General features: G+C 70.0%; 23 protein-coding genes, 1 pseudogene and 1 riboswitch. Of the genes and pseudogenes, 12 read left to right on the forward strand and 12 right to left on the reverse strand.

Annotation, left to right across the window (positions count from 1 at the left end):
• Positions 1-71: 71 nt before the first annotated feature.
• Positions 72-1031 carry a CBM35 domain-containing protein gene (locus ACIA8X_RS26805; protein WP_393452512.1) on the forward strand — a complete coding sequence of 320 codons (960 nt, stop codon included), beginning with the start codon at positions 72-74 and terminating at the stop codon, positions 1029-1031.
• On the opposite strand, the gene ACIA8X_RS26810 is transcribed toward ACIA8X_RS26805, so the two are convergent.
• The 3 genes from ACIA8X_RS26810 to ACIA8X_RS26820 all read right to left on the reverse strand — a co-directional run bounded on the left by ACIA8X_RS26810 (position 1032) and on the right by ACIA8X_RS26820 (position 4257).
• Positions 1032-1961, reverse strand: coding sequence for a 1-phosphofructokinase family hexose kinase (locus tag ACIA8X_RS26810; RefSeq protein WP_393452515.1), 930 nt, complete (start codon positions 1959-1961; stop codon positions 1032-1034). It abuts the gene before it with no gap.
• A 140-nt stretch (positions 1962-2101) separates the two neighbouring features.
• Positions 2102-3313: an N-acetylglucosamine-6-phosphate deacetylase gene (gene nagA / locus ACIA8X_RS26815; protein ID WP_393452518.1), complete on the reverse strand. Its 1212-nt coding sequence runs from the start codon at positions 3311-3313 to the stop codon at positions 2102-2104.
• Positions 3313-4257 (reverse strand): ROK family protein, encoded by a 945-nt coding sequence (locus tag ACIA8X_RS26820; RefSeq protein WP_393452521.1) that lies wholly within the window; start codon positions 4255-4257, stop codon positions 3313-3315. The genes nagA and ACIA8X_RS26820 overlap by 1 nt, the downstream gene beginning before the upstream one ends.
• A gap of 174 nt (positions 4258-4431) precedes the next feature.
• Here ACIA8X_RS26820 and ACIA8X_RS26825 point away from each other — a divergent pair, with 174 nt between their 5' ends.
• From ACIA8X_RS26825 to otsB, 3 genes and pseudogenes are all read left to right on the forward strand, one after another.
• On the forward strand, positions 4432-5667 hold the full coding sequence (locus ACIA8X_RS26825; protein WP_393452523.1) for an ABC transporter substrate-binding protein: 1236 nt from the start codon (positions 4432-4434) through the stop codon (positions 5665-5667).
• A 138-nt stretch (positions 5668-5805) separates the two neighbouring features.
• Positions 5806-6027 (forward strand): annotated as a pseudogene (locus ACIA8X_RS26830) (DUF3263 domain-containing protein); the annotation flags it as partial.
• Positions 6028-6079: 52 nt separating this feature from the next.
• Entirely contained in the window at positions 6080-6955 is an 876-nt protein-coding gene (otsB, locus tag ACIA8X_RS26835; protein WP_399459268.1) for a trehalose-phosphatase, read from the forward strand.
• Between the two features lie 35 nt (positions 6956-6990).
• On the opposite strand, the gene ACIA8X_RS26840 is transcribed toward otsB, so the two are convergent.
• Together ACIA8X_RS26840 and ACIA8X_RS26845 are read right to left on the reverse strand one after the other, a co-directional pair.
• Positions 6991-8424 carry a trehalose-6-phosphate synthase gene (locus ACIA8X_RS26840; RefSeq protein WP_399459269.1) on the reverse strand — a complete coding sequence of 478 codons (1434 nt, stop codon included), beginning with the start codon at positions 8422-8424 and terminating at the stop codon, positions 6991-6993.
• A gap of 118 nt (positions 8425-8542) precedes the next feature.
• Positions 8543-9487: a glucosyl-3-phosphoglycerate synthase gene (locus tag ACIA8X_RS26845; RefSeq protein WP_399459270.1), complete on the reverse strand. Its 945-nt coding sequence runs from the start codon at positions 9485-9487 to the stop codon at positions 8543-8545.
• Positions 9488-9646: 159 nt separating this feature from the next.
• Positions 9647-9793: riboswitch (SAM riboswitch) on the forward strand.
• Positions 9794-9811: 18 nt separating this feature from the next.
• Here ACIA8X_RS26845 and thrC point away from each other — a divergent pair.
• The 6 genes from thrC to ACIA8X_RS26875 all read left to right on the forward strand — a co-directional run bounded on the left by thrC (position 9812) and on the right by ACIA8X_RS26875 (position 17152).
• Positions 9812-11098, forward strand: coding sequence for a threonine synthase (gene thrC, locus ACIA8X_RS26850; protein ID WP_393452535.1), 1287 nt, complete (start codon positions 9812-9814; stop codon positions 11096-11098).
• Between the two features lie 82 nt (positions 11099-11180).
• Positions 11181-11456, forward strand: coding sequence for a MoaD/ThiS family protein (locus ACIA8X_RS26855; protein ID WP_393452538.1), 276 nt, complete (start codon positions 11181-11183; stop codon positions 11454-11456).
• A gap of 474 nt (positions 11457-11930) precedes the next feature.
• Positions 11931-12137: a cold-shock protein gene (locus ACIA8X_RS26860; RefSeq protein WP_006382349.1), complete on the forward strand. Its 207-nt coding sequence runs from the start codon at positions 11931-11933 to the stop codon at positions 12135-12137.
• A 351-nt stretch (positions 12138-12488) separates the two neighbouring features.
• Entirely contained in the window at positions 12489-14111 is a 1623-nt protein-coding gene (gene groL, locus ACIA8X_RS26865; RefSeq protein WP_393452542.1) for a chaperonin GroEL, read from the forward strand.
• Positions 14112-14446: 335 nt separating this feature from the next.
• Positions 14447-15574, forward strand: a complete 1128-nt coding sequence (locus ACIA8X_RS26870) for an NADH:flavin oxidoreductase (RefSeq protein WP_399459271.1) — start codon at positions 14447-14449, stop codon at positions 15572-15574.
• A gap of 126 nt (positions 15575-15700) precedes the next feature.
• Positions 15701-17152: an MFS transporter gene (locus ACIA8X_RS26875; RefSeq protein WP_393452548.1), complete on the forward strand. Its 1452-nt coding sequence runs from the start codon at positions 15701-15703 to the stop codon at positions 17150-17152.
• A 3-nt stretch (positions 17153-17155) separates the two neighbouring features.
• On the opposite strand, the gene ACIA8X_RS26880 is transcribed toward ACIA8X_RS26875, so the two are convergent.
• From ACIA8X_RS26880 to ACIA8X_RS26905, 6 genes are all read right to left on the reverse strand, one after another.
• The gene (locus ACIA8X_RS26880) at positions 17156-17731 is read right to left on the reverse strand and encodes a hypothetical protein (protein WP_393452551.1); all 576 of its coding nucleotides are present in this window, start codon (positions 17729-17731) and stop codon (positions 17156-17158) included.
• Entirely contained in the window at positions 17728-17931 is a 204-nt protein-coding gene (locus ACIA8X_RS26885) for a hypothetical protein (protein ID WP_393452553.1), read from the reverse strand. Before ACIA8X_RS26885 ends, ACIA8X_RS26880 begins: the two co-directional genes overlap by 4 nt.
• A 27-nt stretch (positions 17932-17958) precedes the next feature.
• Positions 17959-18639: a Uma2 family endonuclease gene (locus ACIA8X_RS26890; RefSeq protein ID WP_399459272.1), complete on the reverse strand. Its 681-nt coding sequence runs from the start codon at positions 18637-18639 to the stop codon at positions 17959-17961.
• Positions 18640-18698: 59 nt separating this feature from the next.
• Positions 18699-19580: a hypothetical protein gene (locus tag ACIA8X_RS26895; protein ID WP_399459274.1), complete on the reverse strand. Its 882-nt coding sequence runs from the start codon at positions 19578-19580 to the stop codon at positions 18699-18701.
• A 224-nt stretch (positions 19581-19804) separates the two neighbouring features.
• Positions 19805-20065 (reverse strand): DUF397 domain-containing protein, encoded by a 261-nt coding sequence (locus ACIA8X_RS26900; RefSeq protein ID WP_393452562.1) that lies wholly within the window; start codon positions 20063-20065, stop codon positions 19805-19807.
• Positions 20049-20888: a Scr1 family TA system antitoxin-like transcriptional regulator gene (locus ACIA8X_RS26905; RefSeq protein WP_393452565.1), complete on the reverse strand. Its 840-nt coding sequence runs from the start codon at positions 20886-20888 to the stop codon at positions 20049-20051. The genes ACIA8X_RS26900 and ACIA8X_RS26905 overlap by 17 nt, the downstream gene beginning before the upstream one ends.
• A gap of 128 nt (positions 20889-21016) precedes the next feature.
• On the opposite strand from ACIA8X_RS26905, the gene ACIA8X_RS26910 reads away from it, so the two are divergent.
• Together ACIA8X_RS26910 and ACIA8X_RS26915 are read left to right on the forward strand one after the other, a co-directional pair.
• Positions 21017-21409, forward strand: a complete 393-nt coding sequence (locus ACIA8X_RS26910; protein WP_399459275.1) for a hypothetical protein — start codon at positions 21017-21019, stop codon at positions 21407-21409.
• A gap of 181 nt (positions 21410-21590) precedes the next feature.
• Entirely contained in the window at positions 21591-22721 is a 1131-nt protein-coding gene (locus tag ACIA8X_RS26915; RefSeq protein ID WP_399459276.1) for an FAD-dependent oxidoreductase, read from the forward strand.
• 33 nt (positions 22722-22754) lie between these two features.
• Here the strand turns inward: ACIA8X_RS26915 and ACIA8X_RS26920 are convergent, their stop codons facing one another.
• A complete protein-coding gene (locus tag ACIA8X_RS26920; RefSeq protein WP_399459392.1) occupies positions 22755-23330 on the reverse strand; it encodes a DinB family protein in 576 nt (191 codons plus the stop codon).
• Between the last annotated feature and the right edge of the window lie 29 nt (positions 23331-23359).

Consider the following 23359-nt stretch of genomic DNA (forward strand, 5'->3'; position numbering starts at 1 on the left):
GCAGGAGCGGGTAGGCTCGCCATTCTTCAGACCTATGCATTCGCCCGCACCTGGTGAGGAGTACCACAGGGATGACGTCCGGCAACAACGGCGCGAACACGCCGCCAGAGGACGACGACCCGTTCGGCTACCTCTACGCCGACGGGCAGGCCAACGGCGCCCAGCCGCCGTCCGGTGGCGGGGGCTACGGCTACCCGGGTTCGGTCAACCGCGTGCGTCCGGTCGGGCAGCGCCAGTACGGTCAGCAGGCGCCGGCGGCGCCCAACGGCCCGATCCCGCAGCAGCAGGGCGCGTACGGCCAGCCGAGCGCGCACTACGCGGCGCCGGAGACGTTCCCCGGCGGGACGCCGACGGCCCAGCAGCAGCCGGCGTACAGCGGCGGCAGCGGGCGTGGCCGGGGGCCGAACACCAAGGGGCTGCTGATCGGCGCGATCGCCGTGGTCGCGGCTGTCGTCATAGGCATCAGCGTGGCCATGCTGGGCGGGAACGGCGACGAGGACAAGAAGGACAGCGAGGCCGGTTCCACGCCGACGCAGTCCCAGCAGAGCACCGCGCCGAGCCCGTCGAACAGCAACAGCCAGGCGGCCGAGGACGACCTGCCGACGATCGACGCCAAGGCTCTCGCCCTCGGCGGCGGCGCCACGACCGCGTCCGACGTCCAGGGCGCCCAGGCCGACGGCGGTGTCTACGTCACCGGTTTCAACCAGGTCGGCTCCTCGGTCACCTGGTCCGTGAACGACATCCCCAAGAAGGGCAAGTACACCGTCTTCGTCGGTTACAGCGTCCCGGGGAAGGACCAGAACGCCACGCTCACGGTCAACGGCACGGCCTCCGATTCGCCGGTCGACCTGAAGAACTGGACGGGCGCCGCCGAGGGGGACTACGAGAAGGGCTGGACGAAGACCTACAACTACGTCCAGCTCAACAAGGGCACGAACACGATCAAGGTCTCCTGCGAGCAGGGCAACCAGTGCGACGCCCTCATCGACCAGATGTGGCTGGTCAAGGGCTGGGTCAAGTCCAGCTCCTGATCACGCGGCGGTGACCTCCCCGGTCACCGCCACCCGCCCCAGCAGCTCCTCGTAGGCCGCCCGCTCGAACTCCCCCGCCACCGGCGCCAGCACGCTCGCCGCGCTGAGTGCCGATGCGCGGGCCAGGCGGTCCGGCCACGGCAGGTGTTCCACCAGCCCCGACAGCAGGCCCGCGACCGCCGCGTCGCCCGCGCCGGTCGGATTGCCGTGGACGCGGGTGGGCGGGGTGGCTCGCCAGCGGCCCTCGGGGGTCAGGGCGAGCAGGCCCGCCGCGCCGAGGGAGGCGACCACCGTCCGGGCCCCTCGGCGGCGGGCGTCCTGGGTGGCGCGCGTCGGCTCGTGGGAGCCGGTGAGTTCGGCCAGCTCGTCGGCGTTGGGCTTGATGATGTCCGGGCGCGCGGCGACGCCCCGGCGCAGCGCCTCTCCGCTGGTGTCCAGCAGCACGGGTACGTCCGCCGCCTTCGCGGCCCGCACCAGACCGGCATACGCGCCCACCGGCACGCCCGGCGGCAGGCTGCCGCACAGGGCCACCGCGGACGCCGACGCGAGCAGGTCGTCGTACGCCTCCTGGAAGGCGGACCACTCGGCGGGGGTGATCGTCGGGCCGGGCTCGTTGAGCTGGGTCGTGTCGCCGGTGTGCGCGTCCACCACGGCGATCGTGCGCCGGGTCGCTCCCGTCACCGGGACCAGCGCGTCCACCACGCCGGGCGTGGCCGTGAGCCGCTCCTGTACGACACGGCCCGTCGCGCCGCCCGTGAAACCCGTGACCGTCACCTCGTGGCCGAGGGCCGCCAGCACCCGGGCCACGTTCAGGCCCTTGCCGCCGGGGCGTTCGATCACCTCGGAGACCCGGTGGGAGGCGTGGGGCCGCAGCGCCCGTACCTGATAGGTGATGTCGAGAGCGGTGTTCAGCGTGACCGTGAGGATCACCTGTGGCCGACCTCCCCCGAAGTTCGCGATGTGTTCGCCGTCTGTCCGCCGGACACTCCGCCCGGAGGCCTGATCATGCCAAACGGGCGGCGGTCGTCCCAGTCTTCCAGGACAACCACCGCCCTCAACAGCGGGACAGATCACCCCAGTTGGGGACCGACCACCCATTCGCCCCGGCGCATCACGCCCTTGAGCTCGAAGTCGGAGTCCAGCAGGACCAGGTCGGCGTCCTTGCCGGGCTCCAGCGAGCCGATGCGGTCGTAGCGGCCGAGCAGCTTGGCGGGGTTGGCGGACAGGGCCGCGACGGCGTCCTCGACCGGCAGCCGGTCGATCGTCACCGCCCGCTTGAAGGCGCGGTCGAGGGTGAGGGTGGACCCCGCGATCGAGCCGCCCTCGACGAGGCGCGCCACGCCGTCGGCCACGTCCACCTCCAGCGGGCCGAGCATGTAGCGGCCGTCGCCGAAGCCGGCCGCGTCCATCGCGTCCGTGATGAACGCGACCCGGTCCGCGCCCGCGTGATGGAACGCCAGTTGCAGGGAGGCCGGGTGCAGGTGCGTGCCGTCGTTGATCAGCTCGACGGTCACCCGCTCGTCCTCCAGCAGGGCCGCGATCGGGCCCGGCTCGCGGTGGCCGAGCGGCGGCATCGCGTTGAAGAGGTGGGTGGCCACCGTCGCGCCCGCGTCGATCGCCTCCACCGTCTGCTCGTACGTCGCGTCCGTGTGCCCGATCGCCGCGATGACGCCGTGCTCCGCGAGGAGGCGTACGGAGTCGATGCCGCCCGGCAGTTCGGAGGCGAGGGTGACCATCGTCGCGTGGCCGCGCGCCGCGTCGATCAGCTTGCGTACGTCCGCCGGGTCGGGGTCGCGCAGCAGCTCCTCGGAGTGCGCGCCCTTGCGGCACGGGGAGATGAACGGGCCCTCGAAGTGGATGCCGGCGATGTCGCCCTGCTCGGCGAGTTCGGAGAGGAGGCCGGCCCGCTGGGTCAGGAAGTCCATGTCGCCGGTGACGGTGGAGGCGACGAGGGTGGTGGTGCCGTGCAGGCGGTGGGTGTGGATGCCGGTGACTACGTCGTCTGGGGTGCCCGAAGTGAACGAGGCTCCGCCGCCGCCGTGGTTGTGGATGTCGACGAAACCGGGGACCAGGTAGTGGCCGGTGAGGTCGATGCGGTGAGCGTTCTCCGGGGCTGTGTCGGCGATGCGGGTGCCGTCGACGATCACTTGGGCGTCTTTGAGGGTTCCCGTCGGCATGACGACGTTGGCGCCGGACAGGATGAGGGGCACCTTGTCCGTCGCGGGCTGCGGGTGCGTGGTGGCTGGTCGCGCAGTTCCCCGCGCCCCTAGGTCGGCAGCCATCAGGGGGTTACCTCCGTACGGTCGGTGTTGTCGAGGAGGTCCCAGGCCAGTAGGCCGGCACCCAGGCATCCCGCCGTGTCGCCAAGGGCCGCGGGGACGATGGACGGCAGCTTCTGGAACGTGACCCGCCGCTGGACGGCCTCCCGCAGCGGTGTGAACAAGGTTTCCCCTGCCTCGGCGAGGCCGCCACCGATGATCAGGGTGCGGGGGTCCAGCAGGGTGAGGGCGGTGACCAGGCCGTCGGCGAGGGCGTCCACGGCCTCCTGCCAGATCCGTACGGCGTTCGGGTCGCCGGACGCGACGGCCTTGGCGCAGTCGGCGGCGTCCGCCTCCGGGTCCCCGCAGGCGGCGGCCCATGCCTCGCTCACCGCCGCCGCGGACGCGAACCGCTCCAGGCAGCCGCGCTGCCCGCACGGGCAGGGGGCGCCCCCGGGCCGTACGACGATGTGGCCGATCTCGCCCGCGAAGCCGTGCGCACCCGCCTCCACCCGGCCGTCGATGCCGATGGCGCCGGCGATCCCGGTGCCGAGCGGTATGAACAGGAAGCGGTCGGCGCCTTGGCCCGCGCCGATCCGGCCCTCGGCGAGACCGCCGGTGCGCACGTCGTGGCCGAGGGCGACGGGGAGGCCGCCGAGCCGTTCGGTGAGCAGCCGGCGCAGGGGTACGTCCCGCCAGCCCAGGTTGGCCGCGTAGGCGGCGATGCCCCGCGCCTCGTCGACGATGCCGGGGACGGCGACGCCCACGGCGACCGCGGGCTCGCCGAAGTGCCGCTCGCCGTGGGCGCGCAACTCGGCGGCGAAGTCGAGGATGCCCTCGACGACCGCGTCCGGCCCGCGCTCGCGGCCGGTCGGGCGGCGGGCCTGGTGGAGCAGCTCGCCGCCCCCTCCGGCCAGGGCGGCCTTCATCCCGGTGCCGCCCACATCGAGGGCGATGACATGTCTCACGGGGGACAGTGTGTCTTGCGCACCCGCGAGAGGTCTAGTCCACTTACGTGGTGTAGACCTTATGGGGGCAATATGTATGACGTTTCGAAAGTTTCGAACATGGGTGTGGGGCGGGTTTGCGTGCAGCGGCGTAGGCGTACGGGACGTACAGGGCGTACCGGAACGATCGCGGCGGTGTCCGCGCTGGGGCTGACGGTGGTTCTGGGCGGCTGCGGGATGACCGGTGGTTCGGACGAGGTGACGCTGAAGCTGGTCGCCGCGGACTACGGGGACAGCGCGGCGAACAGCTCGCAGAAGTACTGGGACAAGCTCGTCAAGGCGTACGAGGCCGAGCACCCCGGCGTCACGATCGACGTCACGGTGTACTCCTGGAACGACGTCGACGCCAAGGTCAAGGGGATGGTCGCCGCCGACGAGGCGCCGGACATGGCGCAGATCGGCGCGTACGCCGACTACGCCGCGCAGGACCTCCTCTACCAGGCCGACGACCTGCTCTCGATCCCCGTCCAGGCCGACTTCGTCTCGCAGCTCGCGAACGCCGGACAGGTGAGCGGGGCGCAGTACGGCATCCCGTTCGCCTCCTCCACGCGCCTGCTCTTCTACAACAAGACCCTCTTCGAGAAGGCCGGCCTCACCCCGCCGACCACCTGGAAGGAACTGGCCGCCGACGCCGAGGCGCTCAAGGCTCAGGGCGTGAAGTACCCGTACGCGCTGCCGCTCGGTCCCGAGGAGGCGCAGGCCGAGACGATGCAGTGGCTGCTGAGCGGCGGGGGCGGCTACACCGACACCGACCTCGGCACGTACAGCATCGACTCCGCGGAGAACGTTGCCACCTTCGACTGGCTCAAGAACAACCTGGTCGGCAAGGGGCTGACGGGGCCGGTGGCACCCGGCGAGCTCAACCGGGCGGACGCGTTCACCGCCTTCGCGGCCGGGAAGGTCGGCATGCTGAACGGCCACCCCTCGCTGATGCAGATGGCCGAGAAGAAGGGCGTGAAGTTCGGCATGGTGCCGATGCCCGGTGTCGACGGGCCCACCAAGATGTCCATGGGAGTGGCCGACTGGATGCTGGCCTTCAAGCAGAACGGGCATGCCGAGCAGGTGGGCGAGTTCCTCGACTTCGTCTACGCCGAGGAGAACGTCCTGGACTTCTCCCGTGAGTACGACCTCCTTCCCGTCACGAACTCCGCGTCCACGGTGATGACCGCGGCCAAGCGGGACGCCGACCTCAAGCCGTTCCTGGAAGAACTCCCCGTCTCCGAGCTCTACCCGGTCGGCCGGACCTCCTGGGCCGCGGTCAGCGCGGACATCAAGCAGCGCATCGGCAGGACGGTCGCGTCCGGCGGCAGCCCGTCGGCGATCCTGGGGCAGCTGCAGTCGACGGCTACGCGGGAGGAGAGCGCGGAGTAGCGGGGTAGTCGCCGGGTGTCGGTGGCGGGGGCTACGGTGCGACACATGAACCAGGACGAGGACCGGGACGAGGACCGGGGCCAAGGCCAGGGCCAGGACGATGGCCAGGACCAGGGCCGCGACCGGCCCGAGGCCGCCGCCCTCGCCGACCGCGAGCAAGCCATCCTCGCCCTGGAACGCCGGGGCTTCCCGGGCCCCGGCGCCAAGGAGCGGGCGATCCGCGAGGAACTGGGCCTGGCCCCCGTCCGCTACTACCAGCTCCTGAACGCCCTGCTGGACGACCGACGCGCCCTGGCCCACGACCCGGTGACGGTGAACCGCCTGCGGCGGGTACGGGAGGCGCGGCGGGCGGAGAGATGAGGGGCTCCCCGGATGAGGCGTAGGTCGAGGGCTCCCTGGATAGGGTCGCCGTATGGCCAGTCACCAGGACCCGACCATGGACCCCCACTCCCACCCCGGCCCCCTGCCGACACCCTCGACCAAACCGGGCCGCGACGGCCTGGCCGCCATCCTCGCCCGCCCCGCGCGGGCGCTGGTCGCGCTCGACTTCGACGGCACGCTCGCGCCGATCGTGCCGGACCCGGAGCAGGCCCGCGCCCACCCCGACGCCCTCTCGGCCCTCACGGCGCTCGCCCCGAAGGTGGCCGCCATCGCGGTGATCACCGGCCGCCCGGCCGACGTCGCCGTGCGGTACGGCGGATTCGCCGGGGTCCCGGGGCTGGAGCACCTCGTCGTGCTCGGGCACTACGGCGCGGAGCGCTGGGACGCCGTCAGCGGTGAGGTCACCGCGCCCGAGCCCCACCCCGGCGTCGCGGCCGTCCGCGCCGAACTGCCGGGCGTCCTCGCCGGCAGCGGTGCCGGTCAGGGCACCTGGATCGAGGACAAGGGACACGCCCTCGCGGTCCACACACGCCGGGCGGCGGACCCTCAGGGCACCTTCGACGCCCTCCGCGCACCCCTCACCGACCTCGCCACCCACCACGGCCTCATCGTCGAACCGGGCCGTATGGTCCTCGAACTGCGCCCACCCGGCATGGACAAGGGCGTGGCCCTGCTCGACTACGTCCGCGACCTCGGCGCCGAGTCGGTCCTCTACGCCGGCGACGACCTCGGTGACCTCCCCGCCTACACCGCCATCGACAAACTCCGCTCCGACGGCACCCCCGGCCTCCTGGTCTGCAGCGGCAGCGAGGAGGTCACCGAACTGTCGGAGCGGGCGGACGTCGTGGTCGACGGCCCGGAGGGGGTCGTACGACTGCTGCGAGCGATCGCGGACCAGTCGACGTGACCTGTCCGCTCGCGCCCGATGCGGGCTGACCGGACTCAGGCAGGCCGCCCGGCCGTCCCTCCCCCCAGCGCGTTCAGCTGGTCCAGGAACCACTGCGCCGGTGGGAGTGCGGTGGCCGCCGCGGCCAGGCGCTTCGATCGCTCGGTTCGTTCCTCCGGGCCCATGGACAGGGCCTCGTGCAGGGCTCGTGCCGTGTCGATCACGTCGTACGGGTTGACGGTGATCGCGTCCTCGCCCAGTTCCTCGAAGGCGCCCGCCTCTCGGGAGAGGACCAGCACGCAGCCCTCGTCGGAGACGATCGGTACCTCCTTGGCGACGAGGTTCATGCCGTCGCGGATGGGGTTGACCAGGGCCACGTCCGCCAGCCGGTACGCGGCCAGTGAGCGGGCGAAGTCGTCCTTGACGTGGAGTACGACCGGGGTCCAGGTCGGGGTCCGGTAGGCGGAGTTGATCTCCTCGGCCAGGCGCTGGACCTCGGCCGTGTAGTCCCGGTAGACCGCCAGGTCCTGCCGCGAGGGGTAGGCGAAGGCCACGTGCACCACCCGCTCGCGCCACTCGGGGTGGTCGTCCAGCAGTTGTCGGTACGCCAGCAGGCCTCGCACGATGTTCTTGGACAGCTCGGTCCGGTCGACGCGCACGATCGCCCTGCGGGCCCGCCCGTCGGCCGCCGTGCCGATCTCGTCCTTCAGCGCCGCCATCCGCTCGGCCACGTCGGGCTGATGCGAACGCTCCCGTAGGAAGTCCGCGTCCGCGCCCAGGCCGTGCACGCCGACCCGCGTATCCCCGAGCCCGCCTGCGAACTCCGTACAGCACGCCTCGAACGCGCTCGCCCACCGCCGGGTGAGGAACCCCAGCCGGTCCGCGCCGAGCATCCCGCGCAGGACCTGCGAGCGGATGTCGTCCGGCAGCATCCGGAAGTACTCCGGTGGCGCCCACGGCGTGTGCGAGAAGTGACCGATGCGCAGGTCCGGGCGTAGTTCGCGGAGCATTCCCGGCACCAGCGTCAGGTGGTAGTCCTGGACGAGCACCGCCGCCCCCGGCGCCGCCCGCCCGGCCAGCGCCTCCGCGAAGGCGCGGTTGTACGTCTCGTACGACGCCCACTGGCGCCGGAACTCCGCGTCGAAGACCGGCTCCAGCGGTGTCTGGTACAGCATGTGGTGGACGAACCAGAGGACCGAGTTGGCGATGCCGTTGTAGGCGTCGGCGTGCACGTCGGCCGGGATGTCCAGCATCAGCACGCCGTCCTCGCCGACCCCGCGCCGCACCGCCTCGCGGTCCCCGTCGGACAGCGCCGAGCACACCCACAGGGCGCCCGCCTCCGGCCCGATCGCCGACAGCCCGGAGACGACTCCGCCGCCGCCCCTCTTGGAGTGCAATGAACCGTCGTCGCGCACCTGGTACGAGACCGGGCCGCGGTTCGACGCGACCAGCACCCTGGCCGCGCCCTGCGCATCCTGCGTGGAAGCCATACGCCTCAACCTAGCCCGGCCCGGAAACGCTCAAACGTGCGGTTCCGCTCAGTGGAGGGTTCTTTCACGCCCTGTACGAGGGTTCTCGTACGCCCTGTATACGGCCGGTTTCCGGCGTTTACGCGACCTTCCGCGTCGCATACTCGGCGATCTCCACCATCGGCGGCCGCTCCTCGGTGTCCACGGAGTACGTGCGCGGCTCGAACCCGTCCCCGCCCCGCTCGAACTGCGTGAGCGACGGCCGGATCAGATGCCCGCGGGCCAGCCGCAGCTGCGCCGTGCGGTAGATCGCGGCGGACATCCGGCCGAGCGCCTGCCCGTCCTGGTGCCGGTGCTTGCGCACCCCCACGTCCACCTGGGCCAGCGCGTCCAGCCCCACCAGGTGCAGCGCGTCGATGAGCATGCCCAGCTCGACGCCGTATCCGACGGGGAACGGGAGCTGTTCCAGCAGGCTGCGGCGGGCCGCGTACTCGCCGCCCAGCGGCTGCACGAAACCGGCCAGCTGCGGCCAGTGCATGTTCAGCAGCGGGCGCGCCATCAGCTCGGTCACCCGGCCGCCCTGACCCGCCGCGCCGCCGAGCGGGCGGTCGTACATGCCCTTCACGAGGTCGACCTCGGGGTTGGTCAGCAGCGGGCCGACGATGCCCGAGACGAAGTCGGAGGAGAACTCCTTCAGGTCGGCGTCGATGAAGCAGACGATGTCCCCGCTCGTGACCAGCAGGGAGCGCCACAGGACCTCGCCCTTGCCGGGCACGGTCGGGACGCGCGGGAGGATCTCGTCCCGGTGCACGACGGTCGCGCCCGCCGCGGCGGCCACCTCGGAGGTGCGGTCGGTGGACCCGGAGTCGACGACGATGATCTCGTCGACCAGCGGGACCTGCTTCATGAGGTCGTGACGGATGATCGCGACGATGTCGCCGACCGTCTCCTCCTCGTTGAGCGCGGGCAGCACGACGGAGACCGACTGACCCGTACGCTGTTTGGCGGCCAGGATCTGATGGAGTGGACGATCGGTCACGGACCAGGAGCGGGTACTCAGCCAGCGCTCGGCTTCTTCCAGCACAGTCTGTTGCTCCTCACTGTCGTGATCACAGCAGGTAATCGTGTGATCCATCTCGCGGTTCGGACGACTATCTCAACTGTCCTGGCCTTCGGTTACAGTCTTGAACAACGCGGATGACCATCGCATGTCCGAGGTCGGCCGTTGTTAACAACCGCATACAGCTCATCCAGAGGGGCAGAGGGAAACGGCCCGATGAAGCCCCGGCAACCCTCCAGCCGGTCTTGTCACGTTGACGTGGCGAGGCTCCCGGCTTGGGAAGGTGCCAAATCCGTCTCACGGCGAGATGCGTCGTGAGGAAGATGAGGAGAAAGGGCCTCGCCTCACATGGCTGTGCAGACTGTTGCAAGCACCACCGATTCCACCGTAGACCTCGGCCCCGCCGCCGCGCTCTCCTGTCGTGAGTGCGGTCACCGGGTACCCCTCGGACCGGTCTTCGCCTGCGAGGAGTGTTTCGGCCCGCTGGAGATCGCCTACGACTTCTCGGCCTACGACGCCGAGGAACTCCGCAAGCGGATCGAGGCGGGTCCCGCGAACATCTGGCGCTATGCGCCGCTCCTTCCCGTCCCGGCCGACGTGGCTTCCAAGCCGAACATCAACCCCGGCTGGACCAAGCTCGTCCAGGCCGACAACCTCGCCGGTGAGCTGGGCGTCGACGCCGGCAAGCTGTTCGTGAAGGACGACTCCGGCAACCCGACGCACTCCTTCAAGGACCGCGTCGTCGCCCAGGCCCTGGAGGCCGCCCGCGCCTTCGGGTTCACCACCCTCTCCTGCTCCTCGACCGGCAACCTCGCGGGTGCCGTCGGCGCCGCCGCCGCCCGCGCCGGGTTCCGCTCCTGCGTGTTCATCCCGCACGACCTGGAGCAGGGCAAGGTCGTCATGGCCGCGGTCTACGGCGGCGAGCTCGTCGGCATCGAGGGCAACTACGACGACGTGAACCGCTTCTGCTCCGAGCTGATCGGCGACCCGGCCGGCGAGGGCTGGGGCTTCGTCAACGTCAACCTGCGGCCGTACTACGCGGAGGGCTCGAAGACGCTCGCGTACGAGATCTGCGAGCAGCTCGGCTGGCAGCTCCCGGACCAGCTGGTCGTGCCGATCGCCTCGGGTTCGCAGCTCACGAAGATCGACAAGGGGCTGCAGGAGCTGATCAAGCTCGGGCTCGTCGAGGACAAGCCGTACAAGATCTTCGGTGCGCAGGCGGAGGGGTGCTCCCCGGTGTCCGTCGCGTACAAGGCGGGGCACGAGGTCGTCCGGCCGCAGAAGCCGAACACCATCGCCAAGTCCCTCGCCATCGGCAACCCGGCCGACGGGCCGTACGTCCTGGACATCGCGCGGCGCACCGGCGGTGCGGTGGAGGACGTCAACGACGAGCAGATCGTCGACGCGATCAAGGTCCTGGCCCGCACGGAGGGCATCTTCGCCGAGACGGCGGGCGGCGTCACGGTGGGCGTCACGAAGAAGCTGATCGAGAATGGCCTTCTCGACCCCACCAAGACCACCGTCGTCCTGAACACCGGTGACGGTCTCAAGACGTTGGACGCGGTGGCGGGTACGGGGCTGACTGCGACGATTCGTCCCAACCTTGATTCGTTCCGCGAGGCCGGCCTCGCTTAGCCGTTTTCGTCTGCGGGCCGGTGGGGGCTGGTCGCGCAGTTCCCCGCGCCCCTGGGGCGTCTACCTGACCGGAGGTCATAACGTGAGCGTCAACGTCCGCATCCCCACCATCCTGCGCACCTACACGGGTGGCCAGGCCGAAGTGACCGCCGAGGGCGTCACCCTCGCCGAGGTCATCGCCGACCTGGAGAAGAACCACACCGGGATCGCCGCCCGGGTTCTCGACGACCAGGGCAAGCTGCGTCGGTTCGTCAACGTGTACGTCAATGACGACGACGTCCGTTTCGAGCAGGGGCTGGAGACGGCCACTCCCGACGGTGCGGGCGTTTCCATCATCCCGGCCGTGGCCGGCGGCTGACTTCCGCCTATGACGGGGTGACCGAATGACCGATCATTACCATCGGTAACCCCAGTCACTAAGAGTTCACCGAATTGCCCCCTCCGTGAGAGAAGCGGAGGGGGCAATTCTGTGTGGTTGAGCGAGGTACAGTTGGGGAACATGCCGCCGGTCCACGGGTCGGCAGCCCTCGTATAGCTCTTGATTTCTGCCGCAAGCCCGACAAGAAGTAGCCAAAGTGTGCGGGTTTTTTGCGGCTTTTGTTCCCTTTGCCTGGCCCGACTTGACCTGAAGTCAGCGGAATTGTCCCCACATTCCCGACCGGTCGTGCCCGGATTTCTCGTCCGATTGACCTGTTGCAGACGGCAGTTGGGCAGATACATTCAGCCGCGGTCGACGCGTTCCGGCGCACGCCCCCGACCGATGGGGGGTGAGGTCTGACCCGGATCCGCGAAGTGTGGATCTGTGCAAGGGCCAGTAATAGGGGAGTTAGGCATGGCTCAGGGCACCGTCAAGTGGTTCAACGCGGAGAAGGGGTACGGCTTCATCGCGGTCGACGGTGGTGCGGATGTTTTCGTCCACTACAGCGCGATCCAGATGGACGGGTACCGCACCCTGGAGGAAGGTCAGCGGGTCGATTTCGAGATCTCGCAGGGCCAGAAGGGGCCGCAGGCGGACATGGTCCGTCTGGCGACCACCTGAAGCACGCGTCGACTAACAGCAGCGACGTTCTTCTTCGAAGGGCCCGCACCCCCCGGGGTGCGGGCCCTTCGCCATCCCCGGAAGGTGCCCGAGCCCCGTTCGAGCCCCGTTCGCGTCCTGTTCGCGCCGGGCTGACCGCCCCGCCCGATCCCCGAGAGCCGCTTGCACTCGCATGGGCCGAGTGCTAATCATTGGCGTTAGCACTCTGAAGGTGAGAGTGACAAAAGAGGACCGGGTCGGTGAGGCCCGCAGGCCGGGTGGGGCAAGGAACCACAAGGCATGCGAGCCGTCCGTCGCGGGCGCGGGCGCGGTCCGAAGGAATCACCCCCAGTCCTGGAGGGACCACTTCACATGGCCAAGATCATCGCGTTCGACGAGGAGGCGCGGCGCGGCCTCGAGCGCGGCATGAACCAGCTCGCGGACGCCGTGAAGGTGACGCTCGGCCCCAAGGGCCGCAACGTCGTCCTCGAGAAGAAGTGGGGCGCCCCCACGATCACCAACGATGGTGTCTCCATCGCCAAGGAGATCGAGCTCGAGGACCCGTACGAGAAGATCGGCGCCGAGCTGGTCAAGGAAGTCGCCAAGAAGACGGACGACGTCGCCGGTGACGGTACGACCACCGCGACCGTTCTCGCCCAGGCCCTGGTCAAGGAAGGCCTGCGCAACGTAGCCGCCGGCGCCAACCCGATGGCCCTCAAGCGCGGTATCGAGCGCGCCGTCGAGGCCGTCTCCGCCGCCCTGCTGGAGCAGGCGAAGGACGTCGAGACCAAGGAGCAGATCGCCTCCACGGCCTCCATCTCCGCCGCCGACACCCAGATCGGCGAGCTCATCGCCGAGGCGATGGACAAGGTCGGCAAGGAAGGCGTCATCACCGTCGAGGAGTCCCAGACCTTCGGTCTGGAGCTGGAGCTCACCGAGGGTATGCGCTTCGACAAGGGCTACATCTCGGCGTACTTCGCCACCGACATGGAGCGTATGGAGGCGTCGCTCGACGACCCGTACATCCTGATCGCCAACTCCAAGATCGGCTCCGTCAAGGACCTGCTCCCGCTCCTGGAGAAGGTCATGCAGTCGGGCAAGCCGCTGCTGATCATCGCCGAGGACGTCGAGGGCGAGGCCCTGTCGACCCTGGTCGTCAACAAGATCCGCGGCACCTTCAAGTCCGTTGCCGTCAAGGCCCCGGGCTTCGGTGACCGTCGCAAGGCCATGCTCAACGACATCGCCATCCTCACCGGTGGCGAGGTCATCTCCGAGGAGGTCGGTCTCAAGCTCGAGAACACCTCCCTGGACCTCCTGGGCAAGGCCCGCAAGGTCGTCATCACCAAGGACGAGACCACCATCGTCGACGGTGCCGGCTCCTCCGAGCAGGTTCAGGGCCGGGTCAACCAGATCCGCGCCGAGATCGAGAACAGCGACTCGGACTACGACCGCGAGAAGCTGCAGGAGCGCCTGGCGAAGCTCGCCGGTGGCGTCGCCGTCATCAAGGCCGGTGCCGCGACCGAGGTCGAGCTCAAGGAGCGCAAGCACCGCATCGAGGACGCCGTGCGCAACGCCAAGGCGGCCGTCGAGGAGGGCATCGTCGCCGGTGGTGGCGTGGCGCTCATCCAGGCGACCTCCGTCTTCGAGAAGCTGGACCTGCAGGGTGACGAGGCGACCGGCGCCAACGCCGTGAAGCTCGCCCTTGAGGCCCCGCTGAAGCAGATCGCCGTCAACGCCGGCCTTGAGGGCGGCGTCGTGGTGGAGAAGGTCCGCAACCTCACCCCGGGTCACGGCCTGAACGCCGCGACCGGCGAGTACGTCGACCTGGTCGCCGAGGGCATCATCGACCCGGCGAAGGTGACGCGCTCGGCGCTGCAGAACGCCGCGTCGATCGCCGCGCTGTTCCTCACCACCGAGGCCGTCATCGCCGACAAGCCGGAGAAGGCCGCCGCGCCTGCCGGTGGCGGTATGCCGGGCGGTGACATGGACTTCTGATCGACCTCGGGGGCTTGGCCTCCGGTTGATCAACGTCCTTACCGAGGGCGGCACTTCCTGTTGCGACAGGGGGTGCCGCCCTTGGTGTTTTGGCGGCTGCGGGTGCGTGGGGGCTGGTCGCGCAGTTCCCCGCGCCCCTCAGGGCGTGCAGCGGACGCCCCTCCAGGGGCGCGGGGAACTGCGCGAGCAACCACGAGCCATCCGCAGCCGCACACGAAACAGAACCCTCTCCTGGGAATGGGCGGTCTCACATCCATCGTTGCTTAATGTGGTGCAACAATGCGTGTGCACATACTTCCCGGTATAAACGAGACCGCTTCCAAGGAGCTCCCCACGTGACCGTCACTGAGCCCACCGCCTCCCGCGCGGCCCAGATCCTGTCCCGGCCGACCGTGATCAACGGTCTCACCGTCCCGAACCGCATCGCGATGGCGCCGATGACCCGCATGTTCTCTCCGGGCGGCATCCCCGGTGAGGACGTGCGCTCGTACTACGCCCGTCGCGCCGCGGCCGGCGTCGGCCTGATCGTCACCGAGGGGACGTACGTCGGCCACGAGTCGGCCGGGCAGAGCGACAGCGTCCCCCGGTTCCACGGGGAGGAGCAGCTGGCCGGCTGGGCGAAGGTCGCCGACGCGGTGCACGCGGCCGGCGGCACGATCGTCCCGCAGCTGTGGCACATCGGCATGGTGCGCAAGCAGGGGGAGCCGCCGTATGCCGACGCCCCCGCCGTCGGTCCCTCCGGGCTGCGCATCGGTGCCACGGAGGCCACCGGCAAGGCGATGACCCGCCAGGACCTGGACGACGTCATCGGGGCGTTCGCCGAGGCCGCCGCGGCCGCCGAGCGCATCGGCTTCGACGGCGTGGAGATCCACGGCGCCCACGGCTACCTGGTCGACCAGTTCCTGTGGGAGGGCACCAACCGCCGCACGGACGCGTACGGCGGTGACCCGGTCGCCCGTACGCAGTTCGGGGCGGAGATCGTGGCCGCCGTACGCGAGCGGGTCTCCGCGGACTTCCCGGTCATCTTCCGCTACTCGCAGTGGAAGCAGGAGGCCTACGACGCCCGTCTCGCCGAGACCCCGGAGCAGCTGGAGGCCATCCTGACCCCGCTCGCCGCGGCCGGCGTCGACGCCTTCCACGCCTCCACCCGCCGCTACTGGATCCCCGAGTTCGACGGCTCCGACCTCAACCTCGCGGGCTGGACGAAGAAGCTGACCGGCAAGCCCACCATCACGGTCGGCTCGGTCGGCCTGGACGGTGAGTTCCTGGGTGCGTTCGCCGGGCAGGGCTCCGCGCTCAAGGGCATCGACGACCTCCTGGACGCCCTGGAGCGCGAGGAGTACGACATGGTCGCCGTCGGGCGTGCCCTGCTGCAGGACCCGGAGTGGGCGGCCAAGGTGCTGGCCGGCCGCTTCGGCGAGCTGGCGGCGTACGACGCGGGGTCGCTGAAGACTCTGAGCTGACGTCCGGTTGGTCATCCCCACTGTGTGGGGGTGACCTGCGTCGCTTGAGTAAGTCAATCAACTGACTTAAAGTTGCCTCGGTCAATCAGCAACCCTTTTTGCTCGTACGCCGACGGAGGCTCCGCCATGTCGTCCCACCCCCCATCGCCGAGAACGAATTCCGTGGTGGCGGTGCTGGCCTTCGCCGGGATCGTCGTCTCGCTGATGCAGACCCTGGTCATCCCGATCGTCCCGGAGCTGCCCAAGCTGCTCGACGCCCCGGCGTCGGACACCGCCTGGGCGGTCACGGCGACCCTGCTCGCGGCGGCCGTGGCGACGCCCGTGATGGGGCGGCTCGGGGACATGTACGGCAAGCGGCGGATGCTGCTGGTCAGCGTCGTGCTGCTGGTGACCGGTTCCGTGGTCTGCGCTCTGAGCGACGCCCTGGTCCCGATGATCGTCGGACGCGTGCTCCAGGGCCTTGCCTCAGGCGTCATCCCCCTCGGCATCAGCATCATGCGTGACGAACTCCCCGCCGAACGTCTCGGCTCCGCCACCGCCCTGATGAGCGCCTCCCTCGGCATCGGCGGCGCGCTCGGGCTGCCCGCCGCCGCGCTCATCGCGGACAACTTCGACTGGCACGTCCTGTTCTGGACGTCGGCCGGCATGGGTGTCGTGGCGCTGGTGTGCGTGCTGCTGGTGGTGCCCGAGTCGAGGGTGCGCACGGGCGGGCGCTTCGACCTCGTCGGCGGTATGGGCATGTCGGCCGGCCTGGTCTGTCTGCTCCTCGGCATCTCCAAGGGCGCGGACTGGGGCTGGACCAGCGGGACGACGCTCGGCCTGTTCGCCGCGGCCGTGGTGATCCTGCAGGCCTGGGGCTGGTGGGAGCTGCGCACCGAGCAGCCGCTGGTCGACCTGCGGACGACGGCCCGACGTCAGGTGCTGGTCACCAACCTGGCCTCGATCGCGGTGGGCTTCGCGATGTTCGCGATGAGCCTGGTCATCCCGCAGATCCTCCAGCTCCCCGCGCAGACCGGCTACGGTCTCGGCAAGTCGATGCTGGTGGCGGGCCTGTGCATGGCGCCGTCGGGTCTCGTCATGATGGCCACGGCCCCGGTGTCGGCCGCCATCTCCCGGGCCAAGGGGCCCAAGGTCACGCTCATGATCGGCGTCCTGATCGTGGCCACCGGCTACAGCCTCAACATCTTCCTGATGTCCGAGGTCTGGCACTTCGTCCTGGTCGCCTGCATCAACGGCGCCGGCATCGGCTTCGCCTACGGCTCCATGCCCGCGCTCATCATGAGCGCCGTGCCCGCGTCGGAGACGGCGGCCGCGAACAGCCTCAACACGCTGATGCGTTCCCTCGGTACGTCCTCGGCGAGCGCGGTCGCGGGCGTGATCCTCGCCCAGCTGACGACGAACCTCGGCGGGTACGCCCTCCCGTCCGAGAACGCCTTCAAGGTGGTCCTGGCGGTGGGCGCCGGGGCGGCGCTGCTGGCCTTCGTGGTGGCGTCCTTCATCCCGCGTCAGACGGTGGCCGCGGCCGGGGAGCCGGTGGCGGAGGGTGCGGCGGAGCAGGTGGGGGCGGCGGCGAAGTAGGGGCTACAGATTGCCCAGCGGCTCGATGTCGACCTTCACCGGCGTGCCCCAGACGCGCAGCACCTCGTAGTCGGTGAACTCGTGCACCAGCCGGTAGGCCATGGCGGGGCGCGGGCCGCGGCGCGCGGCGGCGAGATAGAGCTCGGCCTCGCGGCGGTCGCGGCGCGGGGTGCCGCAGAGCTGCCACTCCTGGCCGTTCCACAGCTCCGGCAGCCAGCGCTGCTGGGGCTGGGGGCGGTCGCCGCGGACGCCGTAGCGGGAGGGGGCGGTGTGCTCGGGGGAGCGGGGGCCTGCGGGGCCGGTGCCGTTGTACTCGGAGCGGCGGGCGGCTCGGCGGCGGGTTTCGCAGAGCAGGCAGAGGTCGTGGGCGTTCTCGTCGACCGGGCCGTTCGGGTGCTCGGGGCAGCGGGTGGTGGGGGCGGCGCCGGTGACGCTCTCGTCGAGGAGGTCGAGCGCGCGGCGCAGGTCCGCCTTGACCTCGTGGAGTCTGGCGTCCGGGGTGTCGGCGGTGAGGGACTCGCCGTGCTCGCCGAGGAGACGGAGGGCTCGGCCGAGGGCGGTTAGTTGGGCGTGGTTCATGGGGTGGCTCCGGGGCTTTGCGAGGGCCTGGTCAGGTGCTGCGGCCGACCTTCAGCATGCACATGGAGATCCTCTGCCTCCAACTGGGCCATGAACTCGTCGTGGAACATCGACGGACCGGACGGAGTCGCCTGACGAGCGCGCGCTTCGGCGATGTCGGCTTCGTCGAGCACGCGCTGGAGCTTTTCCCGCGGAGTCATGTGGCTGCTCCGTCCATTCCGTGGTGGTCAGTGCGCGTAGTCCTTGAGCTTCTCGGTGTCGAGGGTGATGTTCACGGGGGAGGGGAGCTCAACGGATGCGCCCCAGGGGTAGGAGGGTGACTGCTGGTAGCGGCCTTCTTTGGGCTCGCTGTAGACGGTGACGGTGTTGTTGTCGCGGTCGATGAGGAGGTAGACCGGGATGTCGGCTTCGGCGTATCCCACGGGCTTGTCGATGCGGTCGCGCTGGTCGGTGTCGCGATCGTGGGAGGTGATTTCGACGGCCATGAGCGCCCCGTCTGTCTCGGACCATTCGCCGTCCTCCACGAAGTGGTCCACCGGTGCCAGGAATCCATCCGTACGGGCACGGCCCTTGCGGTAGGCCTCAGCCTTGACGCCCCGCTCGGGTGCGAGGTCCAGATCGGGGCGCTGCTGCATGCACTGGCGTAGCAGCCACATGAAGATCGACGTGTGTTTCCCGTCCGGCATGGCCTTGACGACTACCTTTCCGTTGATGTACTCGAGCCGCACGGTTTCCGGAGCTGCGGCGGCCAGCTCCTCGAATTCGTCGACGTCGAGTGGGCTGTGCCGGATGCAGAGCCTCCCGCCGAGGAACTCCAGCCGGTTGCGCAGCTCCCTCGGAGCCCTCCGGACGAGTTCATCGAAGTCCTCGACGGACATCTGCGGGCGTTCAGCGGTGTCAGGGGTCATGGCGTCGCCTCCTTCCTCCCATCCTGCCCTGGAGTGGTGACGTCGGACTGTGGGTGCTGTCATGCGGGTGTCCTTTCGTGTCGTCGTTGATCCATTGCGGCACGGATTTCTGCCGCGCGGGCTTGGACGGTGGAGGCTTGCAGAGGCGCGTGGTGGCGACTGGGGGCGCGTTCACCCCGGCACGCGCCGCAGATGCCGCCGGGCAGAGCCTCCGGGCGGCCGGGTACTCCGCACTTCGCGCACTCCAGGATGCGGAGGGGTGGGGGCGAGGTGGGCTTCTCCGGTGGGAGTTTGTCGGTCAGGCAGCGGCGGAGGAGGGCCGCCGGGTGGTGGACCGGCGTGGGCAGGCCGGTGGTCAGGGCTCGGCGTACGTCCGTGTCGGTGGCGCCTCGGGCGTACCAGTCGGTCACCAGCGGGGCGAGGGCCGCGCAGTCGGCCTCCGAGAGGGACAGGGCCGGGGCTTCGCGGCCGAGGGCGGCCAGGAGGATGTGCGCGCGGGAGCGGCTCGGGCGGGAGGGGATGTGGTTGTCCGGGGGCTCCTGCGGTACGTCGCCCCGTGTGAACGTCGTCCACCAGTCGTCGTCGCGGGCGGTACGGGTGAACCACGATCGGGTGATCCATCGCGAGCTGCCCTCGCCGGTGATCCGTTCGCGACCTCGGCGCAAGTGGCCTGCCCGCTGGAGGTTGTTGAGGGCCGTGCGGAGGGCGCACTGTCCGTACGGCAGCTGCTTGGCCAGCGTTTTTACGGAGATGTCGGCGCCGTCGGGGAGGCGGTCGATGTACGCGGCGATGGCGGCTTCGCGGGGTGGGAGGGCGGCGAAGCCGTGGGCGGCACGGGGGGGTTGGTCCGGGGCGCTGCGTTTGCCGTAGCCGGGATTGGCCATGGGGTGCGGGGACGCGTGCGCGGGCAGGGAGGCAGCACTAAGCTTGGCTTCAGCCATGGGATCGGTCCTCATCAGTCTTCGATCTCGCTGGTTAAGCCCCCGCAGGTGTTGGTAGCACCTGGCGGGGGCTGTTCGTTATTCGGGCACGCTAAACGATCGTGACTGTGCGTGGCAAGCCGAACGCGTCAAGTCAACTCGCGGGGTGGGAGGGTGGGTTGAGGCCCTCCAACCATTCCTTGAAAAGAGGGCTCGGGGCTGGATGCTTGAGCTTCGGGGGCGGATCAGTTCCTGATCGCGTTGACGAACGCGGTCCAGGCCGGGGCTTGGAACACGAGCTTCGGGCCGTGGGGGTTCTTGGAGTCGCGGACGGGGATGAGGGCGGGGTTGCCGTCGGCTACTTCGAGGCAGTCGCCGCCATCCCCGCCGCTGTATGTCGACTTGCGCCAGCGGGCGACCTCCAGGCAGTCGCCGCCGCTGCCGCCGCTGTAGCTGGACTTGTGCCAGGTGGCCGTGCTCAGGTCGTAGTCAGGGATGTTCCTCATGGGCGTAATCCTGCGCCACTGCCTCGATCAGGGATAGAGACTTCTCCGGCGAGAGTGCGGCGGCTGCGAGGAGTTCGAAGGTGAACCTCAGACGGGCGACGGTGGCCGGGTCGTCCTCCAGCCGCCCGGTGCCGACCCCCTCGAAATACACCAGCGGAGGGGCGTCCTCGAAGTCCATCAGCTTCAGGGGGCCCTGCATCGCCGTGTGCGCTCCCGCGCTGAACGGCAGCACCTGCACGATGACCCGGGCCCGGCGGGCCAGGTCCGCGACGTGACGGAGGACCTCCGCCATCACCGGTCGGCCGCCGGTCACCCTGCGCAACGCCGCTTCGTCAAGCACCGCCCACAACAACGGCTTTGTTGGATCGTCGAGTAGACGGGTCCGCGCCATCCGGGCTTCCACCCGCTCGTCGACGATCTCCTCCGGTGCTGTCGGGCCGTATGCGCGTGTCACGGCCCGTGCGTACGCAGGCGTCTGGAGCAGCCCCGGGATCAGCATCGGCGCGTACTGCCGGATCGCCGTGGCTTCCGCCTCAGCCTCTGCCGCCTCCGCGAAGTGCTCGGGATAGCGGGACTTGGCCGCAGCCCTACAGTTCCGCTGGAAGAAGTCCCCCGTCCCCAGCACCTCGTCCAACACCCGCGCGTGTTCGGGCTGTATCCGCCGCGTCCCCGCCTCCAGTTGCCCGACGAACGAGCCGCTGGCGAACAGCAGTTGGCCCAGCTGCTCCTGGCTGAGTCCCGCCTTCTCGCGTGCGTGCCGCAGCTCCGCGCCCAGCAGCGCGCGCGGCGATGACGACGGGTCGAGGTCCTTTGGTCCTGGCATCGGCAACTCCCGGTCCACCAGACGACGTTGTTGGTACGCCACGTATGGCCAGGTTAGGCACACGACCGACACGCTGTGTTGCGAATCGCAAACTCAGCGTGGATATGGGCGTGGATGTGGAGGCAAGTGTGCGGTCGACCGAAGAAGTCGTGGTGTCCCTGAGGGAGGCCCTCGTGGGCGCCGGGGTTGTTCTGCCGTCCCTGTGCGTGGATCCGGTGACCGGCGCCAGTGACGAGCCGTTCCCGCTCGGCGACCTCGGGCGCTGCAATGTCCGTGTCGCCGAGAAGCTGGCCTCCGTGGTGCGCGGGGAGCGGCCGGTCGTCGGCAGTCATGCCGTGGATGTGCGGGACGGGCGTATCGGCGAGGTCAGAGGGCATGTGGGCGGCAAGGTGCAGTTGCGGCCCGTCGGGGGTGGGCGGGAGTGGGACTGTCCGCCGGATGCGGTGGAGGTCGCGTCGCGTGCGGAGGTGTTGCGGGAGCAGGTTCAGGCCGTCAACCGGGAGGGGCGTATGCCCTGTTGAGCCGATCTGCCGATCTGCCGATCTGCCGATCTGCCGATCTGCCGATCTGCGGTGTCGGTCGGCTGTCGGGTGCTGTCGGGGGTTGTCGGTCCGGTGTCGGTGGCCTGTAGGTGGGGTCTTGCACCTTTGCGGAGACGGCCGGCCGGGGTTCACCGGGCGGCCCCGATCCCGAGGAGTCACCATGCACACGCCTGTCACGATCATCGGCGCCGGACTCGGCGGCCTCACGCTGGCCCGTGTCCTGCACGTTCACGGCATCCCGGTCACGGTCCACGAGGCCGAGTCCTCCGCGGGGGCGCGTACGCAGGGCGGGATGCTCGACGTCCACGACTACAACGGGCAGCTCGCCCTTGAGGCGGCCGGTCTCATGGACGAGTTCCGCGCCATCGTCCTGGAGGGGCGGCAGGCGATGCGGGTCCTCGACCCGGATGGGACCGTCATGTTCGAGCAGGGCGACGACGGGATGGGGGGACGCCCCGAGGTGCAGCGCGGTGAGTTGCGGCAGGTCCTCCTCGACTCGCTCCCGGTCGGTACCGTCCGGTGGGGGCGCAAGGTCAGCGGCACCCGCGCCCTCGGCGAGGGGCGCCACGAGGTGACGTTCGCCGACGGCGGCACCGTCGTCACGAGCCTGCTGGTCGGCGCGGACGGCGCGTGGTCACGGGTCCGCCCGCTGCTCTGCGACGCCACACCCTCGTACGCAGGCACGTCGTTCGTCGAGACCTACCTGTTCGGCGCCGACACCCGGCACCCCGCGGCCGCGAAGGCGGTCGGCGGCGGGTCGATGATCGCGCCCTCGCCGGGCAAGGAGATCCACGCCCACCGGGAGAGCGGCGACACCCTGCACACCTACGTGGTGCTGTCCAAGCCGCAGGACTGGTTCGCCGCCGTCGACTTCACCGATGCCGCCGCGGCCACCGCGCGGATCGCGGCGGAGTTCGAGGGGTGGGCGCCGGAGCTCAGGTCGCTGGTCAGCGACGGCGACATCGCACCGGTACTGCGCCCTCACTACGCTCTGCCGACCGGGCTCCGGTGGGACCGGGTGCCGGGGGTGACCCTGCTTGGCGACGCCGCCCACCTCGCGGCTCCGAACGGCGAGGGCGCCAACCTGGCCATGCTCGACGGCGCCGAACTCGGCAAGGCCCTCGCCGCGTACCCCGACGACATCGAGGGCGCCCTCGCCGAGTACGAGCAGGCGATGTCCCCCCGCAGCGCCGAGGCCGTCACCTATGAAGGTGTCGAGGTGGAGGGGATCGACTCCGAGAACAACACGGCTCAGGGCCTGATCGAGATGTTCACCGAGGGGCGTCGGTGAACCACTCAAGCCCCGAACCGCCACGTGGTCGGCTCAGCCCATGCTCTTCGCGCCGTCCAGGGACTCCCGGATGATGTCGGCGTGGCCCGCGTGCTGGGAGGTCTCGGCGATGATGTGCAGCAGGACCCTGCGGGCCGACCAGTGGGCGCCGGGCTCGTTCCAGGGGGCCTTGGGCAGCGGGTGGGCGGCGTTCAGGTCGGGCAGGGTGGTGACCAACTCGTCGGTGTGGCGGGCCACTTCGGCGTAGTCGGCCAGGACGCCCTCCAGTGTCTCGCCGGGCAGCATGCGGAACTCGTCGGCGCGCTTGGCGAAGTCGGCCTCGGTCATGGCGGTGAAGTCGGGCATGGACGACGGTCCGTGCTGGATGAAGTCCGCCCAGTTCCGTTCCACCGACGTGACGTGTTTGATCAGGCCGCCGAGGCAGAGTTCGCTGGCGGTGGTCCGCTGTCCGGCCTGCTCGTCGGTGAGGTCGCGGGTGGTGAAGCGCAGGAACTGGCGGTGCTTGGCCAGCGCTTCGAGGAGGTCGGCGCGCTCGTCGGTGGCGGTGGCGGTGGCGGTGGCGGGGGCGGAAGCGGGGGCGGTGGCGGTGTTGTGCGTGGTGTCCTGCATGGTCTCGGCCTCCATGGATGTGTGTTCCA

Source organism: Streptomyces sp. NPDC051738 (genome assembly GCF_044453205.1).
Classification (GTDB): Bacteria; Actinomycetota; Actinomycetes; order Streptomycetales; family Streptomycetaceae; genus Streptomyces.

What these genes read in the sequence shown, in the direction of transcription:
- ACIA8X_RS26805 (WP_393452512.1), top strand. Translation starts at nt 72, where the DNA reads ATGACGTCCGGCAACAACGGCGCGAACACGCCGCCAGAGGACGACGAC.
- ACIA8X_RS26885 (WP_393452553.1), bottom strand. Translation starts at nt 17,931, where the DNA reads ATGACTCCGCGGGAAAAGCTCCAGCGCGTGCTCGACGAAGCCGACATC.
- ACIA8X_RS26880 (WP_393452551.1), bottom strand. Translation starts at nt 17,731, where the DNA reads ATGAACCACGCCCAACTAACCGCCCTCGGCCGAGCCCTCCGTCTCCTC.
- ACIA8X_RS26915 (WP_399459276.1), top strand. Translation starts at nt 21,591, where the DNA reads ATGCACACGCCTGTCACGATCATCGGCGCCGGACTCGGCGGCCTCACG.
- ACIA8X_RS26860 (WP_006382349.1), top strand. Translation starts at nt 11,931, where the DNA reads ATGGCTCAGGGCACCGTCAAGTGGTTCAACGCGGAGAAGGGGTACGGC.
- ACIA8X_RS26905 (WP_393452565.1), bottom strand. Translation starts at nt 20,888, where the DNA reads ATGCCAGGACCAAAGGACCTCGACCCGTCGTCATCGCCGCGCGCGCTG.
- ACIA8X_RS26900 (WP_393452562.1), bottom strand. Translation starts at nt 20,065, where the DNA reads ATGAGGAACATCCCTGACTACGACCTGAGCACGGCCACCTGGCACAAG.
- ACIA8X_RS26890 (WP_399459272.1), bottom strand. Translation starts at nt 18,639, where the DNA reads ATGACCCCTGACACCGCTGAACGCCCGCAGATGTCCGTCGAGGACTTC.
- thrC (WP_393452535.1), top strand. Translation starts at nt 9,812, where the DNA reads ATGGCTGTGCAGACTGTTGCAAGCACCACCGATTCCACCGTAGACCTC.
- ACIA8X_RS26920 (WP_399459392.1), bottom strand. Translation starts at nt 23,330, where the DNA reads ATGCAGGACACCACGCACAACACCGCCACCGCCCCCGCTTCCGCCCCC.
- ACIA8X_RS26895 (WP_399459274.1), bottom strand. Translation starts at nt 19,580, where the DNA reads ATGGCTGAAGCCAAGCTTAGTGCTGCCTCCCTGCCCGCGCACGCGTCC.
- otsB (WP_399459268.1), top strand. Translation starts at nt 6,080, where the DNA reads ATGGCCAGTCACCAGGACCCGACCATGGACCCCCACTCCCACCCCGGC.
- ACIA8X_RS26875 (WP_393452548.1), top strand. Translation starts at nt 15,701, where the DNA reads ATGTCGTCCCACCCCCCATCGCCGAGAACGAATTCCGTGGTGGCGGTG.
- groL (WP_393452542.1), top strand. Translation starts at nt 12,489, where the DNA reads ATGGCCAAGATCATCGCGTTCGACGAGGAGGCGCGGCGCGGCCTCGAG.
- nagA (WP_393452518.1), bottom strand. Translation starts at nt 3,313, where the DNA reads ATGGCTGCCGACCTAGGGGCGCGGGGAACTGCGCGACCAGCCACCACG.
- ACIA8X_RS26840 (WP_399459269.1), bottom strand. Translation starts at nt 8,424, where the DNA reads ATGGCTTCCACGCAGGATGCGCAGGGCGCGGCCAGGGTGCTGGTCGCG.